We start from the raw sequence: 12,377 nt of genomic DNA, 5'->3' as shown, positions 1-12,377 counted from the left end.
CCACCGGGTTAGGACAAGTCTCTTGAAAACTTAAACGCTTGCTAGATGTCTTGGTTAAACCTTATCCGCAAAGTAAGCCATGATTTCTTCTGTAGTCATTTCTTTGGTCTCGTTAGAAAAGCAATAATAGCTCGGGCGCATATCAATAAAATATTGCATGTCCATTTCCAAACCCTCTAAATTTGGAAATAGACCTACTGGCATATTGTATTCACCTGTTGCTTTTAACTTGTAAAACAGATGAGTGCCGCACTCAACACAGAACCCCCGTGAAGCCCAAGATGATGACTTGTACATTTTCACTTTGTTCTCACCCTCGATTTTCACCTGAGTTCCACATTTAACTGCAAAAAATGGTGCTCCACCCCAAGTTCGGCACGACTGGCAATGACAAACAGTGAAGCTAGGGTTGATGTTTTCTGCGGTAATTTTTACCGAACCACACAGACAACGAGTCTCTGAATAAGACATTAGAATTCTCCTAAACTGATAAATAATTTTTAGACCTAAGACGTTCTGAGCCTACATTGTGACTGCTTCAATTTTGTTTCCATCCAGATCTCGAATAAATGCAGCGTAATAGGCTTCACCATACTCCGGTCTAAAACCTGGCTTACCTTCACATGTGCCACCGAGTGCGATGGCAATAGCATAGAATCGCTCAACAGACTCTTTAGAAGGAGCATTGAAAGCGATATGTAAGCCATTACTTGACGTCGCTTTTCCTTCGTATGGGCTACCCACCCAAAACTCAAAGTTTTCACCATAAGCAGCAGCGACATTTTCTATATAGTGAGTACGCTTTATAGCCAATGTAGACAGAAGCGAATCGTAGAAATTAACGGCTTTCACTACATCAGAAGTACCAATTGAGACGTGATTTAAAATCATTCGAAGTCCTTTTTATTGTCAAAAACTCAAGCATCCAAGTGCCGAAGATTTCTATCAAACTCTAACAGCGCCAATAATTACTGTATATAAAAACAGTATTTGTTAATCTTTTAATGGGAGAGAAAGCACATAACCTTCATTGGAGAAAAATTGTCGCCTAATCATGGGAGTACAACTGTATTAACCAAACTGGATAGGTTTTGCAGGGCAAGAGCTCACGAATAGGTCGTGAATAAAAGCTCTTGCAAGCTGAAGTGTCCGCTAACGACAAAGTCTCGCTCTGTGTCGCGCTGAACCGCGTTAATTAAAAATTCTCAGGTTCAACTGGCGCTAACCTCGCGCTTTCAAACTGCATCGAAAACAAATTCAAAAAAGTGTGCATCCTTTTTCGCCCTCAAACGTGTTAGAGGTAAATCGTTTTGAGAGTGCCACTATGTTAGAAGTTTTTACTCATTTTGCCGATTGGCTGACGTATTCCATTTTCAACTTACAAGCCAATACTTCGATGGCAAAAGGCGTTCATTTCTTTATTGAGGACACCAGCAAGATCTTGGTCTTATTGGTTGTGCTGATTTATCTCATCTCCGCAATGAGAGCCAGCTTGAGCGTGGATAAAGTTCGCCAATATCTTCAAGGTAAACACCGTGGCGTCGGTTATTTCCTTGGTTCTCTGTTTGGTGCAATTACGCCATTTTGCTCATGCAGCTCTATTCCGCTATTTATGGGCTTTGTCTCCGCAAGAATTCCTATTGGAGTGACTATCGCCTTTCTGATTACTTCACCGCTGATCAATGAGGTGGTTGTCATCATGCTTGGCAGTGTATTGGGGCTGAAATTCACCATCATGTACGTCGTCATTGGCATGCTACTTGGCATTTTTGCAGGCTTTGTGCTTGATATGTTTCAAGCTCATCGCTGGTTGCAGCCTTTCCTTGCCAAAGCGTATCAAAACGCAAATGAGTTAAATGCGTCGCCAAGCGTCGCGCTAGAGCCAACACAAATGACGGTTAAGCAGCGCCACGAATTTGCTGTGAATGAAACCAGTACTATCTTCAAGCGCATTTGGGCTTGGGTCATTATCGGTGTGGGTATTGGCGCATTTATCCATGGCTTCGTTCCCGCAAACTGGTTCGAACAAAACCTTGCACACGGCCAGTGGTGGACTGTTCCGCTCGCGACATTAAGTGCTATTCCGATTTACACCAACGCAACGGGGATTGTTCCAATCATGGCGTCCTTGATAGACAAAGGCATGCCACTTGGCACCACTCTCGCATTCTGCATGGGAGCTGTCGCGGTGAGCTTACCTGAATTCATGATGCTCAAACAAGTTATGCAATATCGATTACTCGGTGCGATAGCAGGCTACTTGTTGGTCGCAATTTCCATCACAGGTTGGTTATTTAACTTCTTCTATTAATTAAAACCGAGCAAATGCTCACAGGAGTCTATTATGAAAAAAGTCCAAGTTTATGGTTCAGGTTGTAAAAACTGCATAGTCACCGCAGAACGTTTTGCTGAGGTTGCACAAGAATTGGGGCTACAGGTCAACATTGAAAAAGTCACCAGTTTAGAAGCCATTTTTGAAGCGGGGATCATGAGCACCCCAGGTGTCGCCATTGATGGTGAAATAAAACATACCGGCTCGGTGCCATCTGTTGATCTAGTTCGCGATCTACTCAAACAAGATGTTATAGCGTAACGGCAAGGAAAGTACGTCGCGCTCGCTGATCGGCTAAGATTAGCACGCGCGACTATAATCGAGATTGAATAATGAAGTGTCTGATGAACGCATGGAACCATGCTGAACCCAGCCTTTATGGTTGGCTATTGAAACAAACCCAGAACCCGCATGAAGCGGAAGACATTATGCAAGAAGTGTTTCTTAAAGCGATGGGCAATAGCCAGCGTTTTTGCACATTACAAGATGGTAAATCATGGCTATTTAAGGTGACCAAAAACCACTTTATCGACCATCTCAGACGTAAGATTCAATCCGTCGAAGTGGACGAGTTTGTGATGCCAACGGAGGTTTCTCCCCCCATGGTGCAGCTTCAACGTTGCCTTCCCAAAGTGTTGGTAAAACTCACTGACCAAGAGCGTGATGTAATAGAACAATGCGATTTAAACGGTCTTACGCAAAGAGAGTACGCCGACAAACATCAGCTCAGTTTGCCAGCCGTTAAAGCACGTTTACGCCGAGCCCGTATTGAGCTTAAAACCATTTTGGTAGACGAGTGTAAAGTCGCTCAAGATCAAACTGGTGTATGCTGCTTTAAATCGTTCCAAACTGAGTAAATTACAGGGACACACACCATAACCATCAAGAACAAGCAAAGCGAACCCAACGTCTCACCTTTACTTGCTCAAACTGGATTTATCGCTCTTAGCGATTGCCTTATCGCAAGTATTAATGCGCCTTTGAGGCTGCGTGTTGCTCAACCATAAACGCAATTACCTCATCATTTAAGCAAGATTTGCTGACATATTGACGTTGCTTGCCCATATGAAGAATGAAACCTAACTCACTTTGCTCAAGTTGGTCGATTTCACTCCAAGCGAGTTGACGGTCAATTTTACCGCTTTTATAGCGCACACCTTCGGCGTTGATTTGCAGCACAACTTTGTTGCCACGGCTTGAGCTAATGGTTTGTCGCCATAGCCACCATGTGCGTTTGCAGTAGACGCTGAAGGCTTCAACTACGCTCAAGACGATAAAGAACCAACCGACATAACCGTTAGGTAACAACTCAAACTCCAACAAAGCCACACCAAAAATAAGAAAGAGTATTCCTTTCAAATACGCTTGTGGGAACTTAGCAGGCTGGCTAGTTTGGTCAAAACACTCGGCAAAGAAAGGCTTGTCGAGCGTATATTCTGTAGTGAAATCAAAATCGTTAGACATGTACGGTTACTTTTAGGTTTCTGTGAATGAGTATTCAAGATTGCAATCTTGCAACGCACGTATTGTATCCCTTCTCTCTGCTTACCTTTAGCTATTTCGATTCAGTTTTGTAAATCAATAATACCGAAAAAGAAACAACCACTAGCTGAAGCAAGCGCTCCGAACGCACGAGGACGATGAGATTTAAGCGATGCGTCTCAATGTGCAGCGCCTACCCACTTCACATTGAGAAGTAATGCACCGAAACAGTCACTAAAAACAAACAAGGCGAACCCATTGATTCGCCTTGCATCTAATCAGAGTTTTTACTTCAAAGGATCGTTATCTGGCAGCGCATTATGAATCCAAAGTGCCAGTCTGTGTTTAATGTTAGCCCCATCAAGCTTGCTATCAGGTAATGGCGTGATCTGTTTTGCATCGACTAAAAATAGGTAAATCGCTTTCACTTTTACCGGTTGCGGAGATTGAGGAAGTTCAAAGCCTTGCATCTTTGCCATCTTTCCGGCGATTTCAAGTGCCTTTTTTACCAGTTTATCTTCATTATGAAGCTTGGAGCTTTTTGACATAAATAGAATCCTTTTCTTGGCTCAAGCTAAGAATACATGAAGTATCACAAACAGCGTGTTAGTAAGCTCTCATATTGGTAACGCCACTTTAAGATGTGCGTCCCTTTTATTGAGCTAAATTGTAGTGTGTGTCCTTTCAATCAATTGCCCACCTAAAATCCGCGAAACGTCACGAGCCAAACTGATGCCAATTCTTAAGATCTAAGGTACGCAAGTCCAATATGCCCAACTCGGAAACATCTTGTGGTTCCAGCCGGATAACTTTACCATCCGCAATGCAACGCTATGCTGATAACATCAACTAATAAAGTGCCGACGACTTCATGACACTCAAAGACATTCTCCAAGTTCGCAACGTTCGTAACTTCCTAATATTTAGGTGTAGCTACTTTGCCCGCTTTTATTACCCAGTATTTACGCTTCTCTATTTAGACTACGGCTTAACGCTCTCGCAATTTGCCATGCTTAACGTCGTGTGGGCGGCGACTATCGTTCTAGCGGAGGTTCCCTCCGGTGCATTCGCCGATACATTGGGTCGCAAGAAACTAGTGGTGTTATCTTCAATTGTGATGTTTATTGAAATTGCGATGATCGCCTTTGTTCCAACCGGCAACCCTACTTTTGTCTTTGTGGTATTTTTAGTCAATCGCATATTGAGTGGCCTCGCAATGGCGCTTGCAAGTGGCGCTGATGAAGCACTCGCGTATGACACGTTAAAAGATCAAGGTAAAGAAGAGGCTTGGCCGAGAGTTTTGCAAGTTCAACTTCGTCTCTCTTCGAGTGTGGGTATTGTCGTCACACTCCTAGGTGCAGCCATGTACGATGTCAATTTTATGGCAAGCGTCTACCGCTTTATTGGCTTAGAAGCACCGCAAACCACTCAAGATATCATGCGTATTCCGGTGTATGCCACGTTGTTTGTCGCGATAATCGCGATTTATGCAGCACTGGGGATGCGAGAAGAGAAAAAAGTGCTCCCAAGCCATACTACCAAGTTAGCAACGACACTCGCCAGCCTAAAACTGACACTAAATACGGGGAAATGGGTGCTTTCGACACCTTACGTATTGTTTATATTGCTCTACTACAGCCTTTTTGAACACACTTCGCGCATGTTTTTAACCATGAACAGCCAATACTATCGCGCTATTGATATTCCAATTATCTACTTTGGGTTGATTGGTGCTGGGATAAGTGTGCTAAAAATTATTTTAGCAGGGCAAAGCCGCCAACTCGCAGAGAGCATGGAGCCAAAGAAATTCATTGTCATTATGGGGCTGGCAACAATGGCAACCTACTATTGGATTAGCCTTGGTTGGTCAATTTATGGCGTGATCCCAGCGCTGATCTTGATCTTTATTATCATGACAATGAATATCTTTATTAGTTACCATCTCAATCGAAAAACGGAATCTCACAACCGAGCAACTGTGCTTAGCTTCAAAGGGTTAATGTTCAACCTTGGGTACGGTTTGATTGGTATCTTGTATGCCTATTACTACAAACTGGTATCGCAGGGCTATAATGAAGAGCAGATTGCCCAACATATCGACTTTATCGCCTCACTCTCTTCATTCTTCTACTATTTTGCGTTTCTATTTATCGCCATTAGTGCCGCTTTCTATCTGATGAATAAGAAGAAACCGATTTTCTAGGCGAAACACCTAAGCGTAAAACATGACGATGTGTTCCCTATTATGGAAAATTGCTGTGATAGGGATAGCTCTCACTTTTTAACCTCAGATAATGTTTCGAGCGCGATTTACAACCGTCTTCGGCAACGGGTAAGGGTTAATCATGAGAAAACCTAGAACGGTAATGAGTCGGAGTAATTCCCACCACCTTCTTAAAGACTCGAGTAAAGTTGCTGACATCGTTATAGCCCAGTAAAAAAGCAACCTGCTCTACTGTCGACTTATTGATGTTCATTTCTCGCTTGGCGACATCCATTTTGTAGCTCAACCGGTACTGCTGCGGAGTCAGATTGAGTACCTTTTTAAACGCGCGAGTTAAAGTTTTCTCACTAACACAACAAACCTGCGCCATGGCTTTATTACTTTGTTGATCTAACGGTGTCTGCTGACAATATTGCTGAGCTTTTAATACCAACGCATTGCCGTGGCTAAAGTCTGGTAAAAAACGTTCGTAATAGGCTTGTAGCCGTCCAGAGAAATCAAGTAAGCAAATGTCAGCCACTTCCTTGGCAAGTTCAAAACCTGCGTAGCGTGCAATTAAATGCAGCGCCAAATCCTGAAAGGCAAATAGACCGGAGCCAGTAATAATGCTCCCCTCATCCACCACCATTTCATGGCGTTTAACATCAGCCATTGTTGGAAACTCGCTGGCAAGTTGATCACACAGTTTCCAATGGGTGGTTGCCGCTCTGTTTTCCAGCAAACCCGCATGTCCAAGCCAAAATACGCTAGCGCAATTCGCCGCGACTGTACAACCTTGCCGATGCCATTGTTTTAACGTCGCCAGTATTGCTTGGTCGTAGCATGCATCGGCACCAATTTTTCGCGGTGGGATAAACACGACATCTGGCACATCATGAGCCGGTAATGCTGAAGACGCAGCCTGTGTGACCACAAAAAATTGCTCATTTAGCACGTAGTTAGCAACCGTCAGAATATCGCTGATCCCTGCCGCCGCTGACTTCATTACATGCTCTGTTTCTAGGATCACGATCCTAACGCATTGCCTGTCCATATGTGACCTTATATTGTCCATTTAGGACATTATAGTCCGCCAATGCTGAGTGTAAAGTGACCATATCAAACCAAGGAGAACAAATATGACTAAACAAGCACTGATTCTTATCGATATCCAAAACGACTATTTTGAAGGCGGAGCAATGAGCTTAAAGGAGCCAGTAAAAGCGGCTGAAAATGCCAGAAAATTGCTCCACCACTTTCGCCAAAACGGCAAAGCGATAGTGCATGTTCAGCACTTAGCTGCCACGCCGGAACTGGGTTTTATGCTAGAAGGGACTGACGGTCAAAAGATCCACTCAAGCGTCACTCCTCTCGAAGGAGAGCCAGTCATTACCAAGCACTACCCTAACTCATTTGCAGCGACAAACTTAAGTGACGTACTGAATGAACTCGAGGTAACCGAAGTTGTACTCGTTGGAATGATGACCCATATGTGTGTAAGCAGTACTGCGCGTGCGACCATCGAATATGGCTTAAAGACAATCATCGCCCATGATGCATGTGCTACCTGTGATTTGTCTATTTTTGACCAAACAATTGCTGCGCAGGTTGTTCACCAAACCGCGTTAGCTGAAGTCGCTAATATCGCCGACATTCTCAGCGTCGAGGAGGTCATCCGCCGATAAACTATTTATCTCTCTTGCGCTCAAAACACCAAGAGGGACAAACTCTTTAACGCAGGCTATACTCCCCCGCTTTTACTCTATTAGAAGCGTACTCGATGAGAAAATTCTACGTTACAGAGGGCGATACTCGCTCAAAAAAGGACAAGATTGCCTATCCAAAACTGGCTTTGTGTGAAAAGTGCGTATCAAGCTATGTGGTGATCAGTGAAGGTGAGCGCACTTATCAAGAGTGCGCCAAATGCGGCGCGGATGACTAATTAATTTATGGCTTAATAAGTGCCAAAAAGGTTATTTTTGCTTTGGTTCTAAGCGAATGCGATTACACCGCCTTGGTCGGTCAAACCTTGCGTAACAAAAACCTCGCCTCGTTTGGATACCAGAACGGCTTCTATACCCGCTTGTTGATCAATATAGGCGCGCGCTTTAGCGACACTTGATAAGAAACCCGCCGTACTCCAAATTTCACCATCCACTGACTGCTCGGAAATAATGGTCAAACTCGCGATGTCCGTTGCGATTGGCATGCCTGTTTTCGCATCCAATAAATGGTGATAGCGCTGCCCATTTGCATCAAAAAATCGTTCATTAATGCCAGACGTCACCATGGAGAAGCCTTTTAGCGGCACAACACGTATCACATCGCCTCGCGCTGATAACGGGTTCTGAATACCGACATTCCATGCTCGGTTGCTGTTTTTCGGCGAGTCTCCAATAGTCAGCACATTACCCCCTAAACTGATAAAACCATGTTCAACACCTGCGTCAACCAACTGGCATTTAACTTGATCAGCAAAGTAGCCTTTCGCAATCGCACCTAGGTCAATCTCCATCCCAACTTGGCGCAAATAGACCGATTTTGTCGCATCATCCAATAGAATATTGCTTGGGTCGACCAAGCTAAGCTTAGCTTCAAGCTCATCTGGGCTTGGCACTTTGGCGTCTTTAAACCCGATTCGCCACGCTTTAACTAAAGGCCCAATAGCGATATTAAATGGGTTATTCACATCTTCACTGTGTGCTTTTGCCAGTTTAATCAATTGAAACAGATCATCTTCAACGACAACTGGAGCGATGCCCGCATTACGATTCACCGCCATCAGTTCAGAGTGAGGCTGATTGACAGTAAAACGCTGGGCGTAATGTTCAAGTTGCTGGTAGGCTTGTTTAATCAGCTGTTCACCACTTGGGTGGTAAACCACTAGATCGATAATCGTCCCCATCATCTGAAATCTAGCACGGTAATTGGTCATATTACTTTCTACTCAAACACTAACGAAAATAAGAAAAGAGGGAAGCATCGCTCCCCTCTATCATGACAACAGACTCAGAAGTTTAAATTGAATCCGCCGCACTCTCACCGGCAATACGGCCATAAGTAAAGATATCAATGAGCGCGTTACCACCTAAACGGTTACCAGCATGGATACCGCCTGTCACTTCACCCGCAGCATATAAGCCAGGGATTACGTTGCCGTCAGTGCCGATAACACGTGCCTTAGTATCAATCTTCAAGCCTCCCATTGTATGGTGAACTGACGGTTGACGTGGCGTAGCGTAAAACGGAGCATGATCGACCTTTAAGCCAAACGCACTCTTATGGAACTCAGGATCATGCCCTTGCTCTACATAGCGGTTGTACTGAGCAATCGTCGCGGTTAACTGCTCGGCCGGAACACCGATCTTTTCTGCTAACTCCTCAAGCGTCTCTGCTTGGATGATGATGCCTTCTTTGATTTCTCGCTCAATGGTTTCATCTGATGTGTTCGCCGCCGTTTGACGAATCTTCTCATCGGCAATCATGTAAATTAGACCACCATTGTCAAAGAACGCTGACGATAGGACATCACGGCTGCCACATTCATCAACAAAGCGATGACCTTGCTGGTTAACAAAGACAAAGTTTTCTGGTGGCACGATCAAACCCGTTAATAGCGCACCAGATTTAGGGTCACCCACTGGCATCAACTGAACGAAGCCCATACCAACTAGCTCTGCGCCTGCTCGTTCACCGATCTCAATCCCATCCCCAACCAAGGCTGGTGAGTTGGTGGTTTTGATATCGTCGGCAATCTCTTTCCAATAGGTATTGTACTTTTTGATCATTTGGGTGTTCGCACCAAAACCACCAGAAGCCAGCACGATACCATGGTTAACACGCAGTACGAGTTTAGTCCCGTTAGCTTGCTCAGCATGAATACCCACGACCTTGCCATCTTCAACAATCAAATCCGTGGCACGCGTGTCGGTAATGATTCGACCATTTTGTTCTAGAATGCGTTTTTGCAGTTTATCAACAAACTCTACGCCTTTCGGACGTTTTGGTTTATGAGCTCGACGCCATAACGCTCCAACTGGGATCTCTACCACGCTACGATCAAAGTCGATACCTTTGTCGCTCAACCAGTCTACTGACTCCATAGAGCGTGAGGTTAAGGTTTCGACCAGATCATACTGACCAAAGATAGGCTCACCATTTAAGTCGGTACGTTTACCGCCCAAGTAGGTTTGGATGCGGTGCAACTCTGTAGAGTCAAACAGGTACTGCTTACCTCCAGCTAAGTCGGTAAAGTAGTTGTCCAACTGAGCTTTGAGTACTTTAAAGTCATCAAGGTATTGGCCTACAAACTCACTCTCCGGTGTGTTCGCAAGTTGCATCAACGTCTCTTTTTCGCCCGGCAATGCAGGAAAATCATTTTGCCATTCAGGCTCAGTAGCATTCACCCAGCCACCGGTGCGCACCGTATTGCCACCAATTGCTGGGAATTTTTCGAGCAAAATAACCGATTTGCCTTTATCCAGTGCTGTAAGCGTCGCGCTTAAACCAGCGCCGCCACCGCCGACCACCACAATATCAACGGTCTCTTCGATGGTTTTTGATGACCACTCAACCGCCTCTTTTGCTTTGCAGCGTAGAGCCTCTGAATTACCACCAGCTAAATCAACCGCATTTGATACGCCATCAAGCACTGCTTGGCTACTGACCGTTGCCCCTGAAATCACATCGATGTTTAATGTCTGCCCATCAAGGATTTGCTGTGGAATACGCTCAAATGCAGGGTTGGCAATACCGTCAGACTCTTTTGAGGAATCGACAAATATCTCGAGGATCTTATCTTCTGAGAAAGTCACGGTCACTGGCAAATCACCGTTGTGGCCACGTCCGTAAGCAGTATATTGACCAGAATTAAACTTAATTGGCACATTTTGCAGCTCTTTGATGCGTTGGTGTTTTAACGCTTCAGCAGCACTGTCAACAATCATGTAATCCATAATTTCCCATAGTGGCGTTGGGATCTGCAATGCTTCTTGCTGAGCGATATCCGCAAACTCGGCACAAACAGTATTATTAAGAACTTTGCCAGCCCAAGTCGGCTCAACCAAATATCCTTTACCGACACTCACCATGTCATAGCCTTGTGCGAGCGCTTTATCAGCATCGGCACGTTGAGCGATTCCACCCACACCAATCACTGGCACTTGTGCCACGCTTTCTGACTGCATTTGACGATATTTGTCGATCAACGGTTGTGAGTCTTCCGGCGTCACAATCGAGTTACGTAACCAACTCCCCATTGAAAAATGGAAATAGTCGAGACCATGAGTTGCCAGTTTATCCAACAGATACATGGTGTCATCAAAACGAATGCCTGGTTGCTCTATCTCTTCAGGAGAAAAACGGTAGCCAACAATAAAATCGGCTGCACTATGCTGAGCGATTACTTGCTTCGTCTTAGCGAGAATCGCAATTGGGAATGTCGTGCGCTTTTCAATATCACCGCCCCACTTGTCATTGCGACGGTTCGAGTGTGGAGAAAAGAACTGCTGTATTAAGTATGTGTTCGCACCATGAATCTCAACACCATCAAAACCGGCAACAATTGCGCGTCTAACGGCTTCACCAAAACTTTCGATCATCGATTCAATTTGGCTTTCTGTCATCTCCAACGGTGTTTCTGCATTGTCGCGCAGCGCTGCTACTGGACTGGCTGAAATAGGCTGATGCCCACCATTGAACTCCGGATTCGCCATGCGTCCGGCATGATAAATTTGCAAAATAGCTTTCGAGCCTTTTGCTTTTATCGCAGATGCAAGCTTGGCTAAACCCGCAATTTTACTGTCAGTATCAATACCTAGCGCACCGGGAAAAGCGCGGCCATAGTTTTCTACAAATGCGCTTTCAACAATAATCGCACCCGCGTCACCAGAACGAGCAGCATAGTAGTTGATCATCTCTTGCGTCACGCCGCCATCAAAAAATGCCGACTGGATGGTCATTGGAGCCATCACAATACGATTGCTTAGTTTGACCCCTGATTGAAATACTATTTCATCGACTAATTGAGCCATAAACCGTTTCCTTATACAGATTAATTCTCATATGAAACGTACTTGCCGCTCGATAGGTCATGTCGCAAGTAAGTTTGATATGGGAACCAAATAGACGCTTTGATAACCCTAAAAATACTAGTGACTTGAGATTATGAGTAAAATGAATAGTTTGCATTTTCGGCATGCAGACTGCGCATTAATCTAGAGGTTGCTTCATCGTTGATACAAGCGTTAACGGTTGAGCAAACTCTCTGAAACAGTTGAAATAATCGACATCAAACAACAAACCAATTTAAGTGATTGTATTTTAATAATTAATTATTCAGCCACCAGCCAGAAGAGCAAA

General features: G+C 44.6%; 13 protein-coding genes. 6 read left to right on the top strand and 7 right to left on the bottom strand.

Features of this window, described 5'->3' with window-relative positions; all coding sequences use genetic code 11:
* Positions 1-54 precede the first annotated feature (54 nt).
* Positions 55-471, bottom strand: a complete 417-nt coding sequence (locus GZK95_RS16270; protein ID WP_075715987.1) for a GFA family protein — start codon at positions 469-471, stop codon at positions 55-57.
* 51 nt (positions 472-522) lie between these two features.
* The gene (locus tag GZK95_RS16265) at positions 523-891 is read right to left on the bottom strand and encodes a VOC family protein (protein ID WP_075715988.1); all 369 of its coding nucleotides are present in this window, start codon (positions 889-891) and stop codon (positions 523-525) included.
* A gap of 433 nt (positions 892-1,324) precedes the next feature.
* On the opposite strand from GZK95_RS16265, the gene GZK95_RS16260 reads away from it, so the two are divergent.
* The 3 genes from GZK95_RS16260 to GZK95_RS16250 all read left to right on the top strand — a co-directional run bounded on the left by GZK95_RS16260 (position 1,325) and on the right by GZK95_RS16250 (position 3,189).
* Positions 1,325-2,311, top strand: a complete 987-nt coding sequence (locus tag GZK95_RS16260; RefSeq protein ID WP_075715989.1) for a permease — start codon at positions 1,325-1,327, stop codon at positions 2,309-2,311.
* Positions 2,312-2,344: 33 nt separating this feature from the next.
* Positions 2,345-2,593 (top strand): thioredoxin family protein, encoded by a 249-nt coding sequence (locus GZK95_RS16255; RefSeq protein WP_075715990.1) that lies wholly within the window; start codon positions 2,345-2,347, stop codon positions 2,591-2,593.
* Between the two features lie 83 nt (positions 2,594-2,676).
* On the top strand, positions 2,677-3,189 hold the full coding sequence (locus tag GZK95_RS16250; protein WP_083626343.1) for a sigma-70 family RNA polymerase sigma factor: 513 nt from the start codon (positions 2,677-2,679) through the stop codon (positions 3,187-3,189).
* Between the two features lie 112 nt (positions 3,190-3,301).
* Here GZK95_RS16250 and GZK95_RS16245 read toward each other — a convergent pair whose 3' ends face one another.
* Positions 3,302-3,796: a YcxB family protein gene (locus GZK95_RS16245; RefSeq protein ID WP_075715992.1), complete on the bottom strand. Its 495-nt coding sequence runs from the start codon at positions 3,794-3,796 to the stop codon at positions 3,302-3,304.
* A gap of 305 nt (positions 3,797-4,101) precedes the next feature.
* Positions 4,102-4,362, bottom strand: coding sequence for a DUF5062 family protein (locus GZK95_RS16240; protein ID WP_075706016.1), 261 nt, complete (start codon positions 4,360-4,362; stop codon positions 4,102-4,104).
* A 323-nt stretch (positions 4,363-4,685) separates the two neighbouring features.
* Here GZK95_RS16240 and GZK95_RS16235 point away from each other — a divergent pair, with 323 nt between their 5' ends.
* Positions 4,686-6,017 carry an MFS transporter gene (locus tag GZK95_RS16235; RefSeq protein WP_075716338.1) on the top strand — a complete coding sequence of 444 codons (1,332 nt, stop codon included), beginning with the start codon at positions 4,686-4,688 and terminating at the stop codon, positions 6,015-6,017.
* A gap of 136 nt (positions 6,018-6,153) precedes the next feature.
* On the opposite strand, the gene GZK95_RS16230 is transcribed toward GZK95_RS16235, so the two are convergent.
* The gene (locus GZK95_RS16230) at positions 6,154-7,023 is read right to left on the bottom strand and encodes a GlxA family transcriptional regulator (protein WP_075716339.1); all 870 of its coding nucleotides are present in this window, start codon (positions 7,021-7,023) and stop codon (positions 6,154-6,156) included.
* A gap of 133 nt (positions 7,024-7,156) precedes the next feature.
* Between GZK95_RS16230 and GZK95_RS16225 the strand changes: the two genes are divergently transcribed.
* Both GZK95_RS16225 and GZK95_RS22125 read left to right on the top strand, forming a co-directional pair.
* Positions 7,157-7,702: a cysteine hydrolase family protein gene (locus GZK95_RS16225; protein WP_075716340.1), complete on the top strand. Its 546-nt coding sequence runs from the start codon at positions 7,157-7,159 to the stop codon at positions 7,700-7,702.
* Between the two features lie 95 nt (positions 7,703-7,797).
* On the top strand, positions 7,798-7,959 hold the full coding sequence (locus GZK95_RS22125; RefSeq protein WP_139312594.1) for a hypothetical protein: 162 nt from the start codon (positions 7,798-7,800) through the stop codon (positions 7,957-7,959).
* 48 nt (positions 7,960-8,007) lie between these two features.
* Here GZK95_RS22125 and GZK95_RS16220 read toward each other — a convergent pair whose 3' ends face one another.
* Both GZK95_RS16220 and GZK95_RS16215 read right to left on the bottom strand, forming a co-directional pair.
* Positions 8,008-8,952: an FAD:protein FMN transferase gene (locus GZK95_RS16220; protein WP_075716341.1), complete on the bottom strand. Its 945-nt coding sequence runs from the start codon at positions 8,950-8,952 to the stop codon at positions 8,008-8,010.
* An 82-nt stretch (positions 8,953-9,034) separates the two neighbouring features.
* On the bottom strand, positions 9,035-12,049 hold the full coding sequence (locus GZK95_RS16215) for an NADH-dependent flavin oxidoreductase (RefSeq protein WP_075716342.1): 3,015 nt from the start codon (positions 12,047-12,049) through the stop codon (positions 9,035-9,037).
* Between the last annotated feature and the right edge of the window lie 328 nt (positions 12,050-12,377).

Origin of the sequence: Vibrio panuliri, assembly GCF_009938205.1 — a bacterium.
Taxonomy (GTDB): domain Bacteria; phylum Pseudomonadota; class Gammaproteobacteria; order Enterobacterales; family Vibrionaceae; genus Vibrio; species Vibrio panuliri.
The sequence above is the reverse complement of the archived record's forward strand: the minus strand, read 5'-3'. Positions and strand labels throughout refer to the sequence as shown.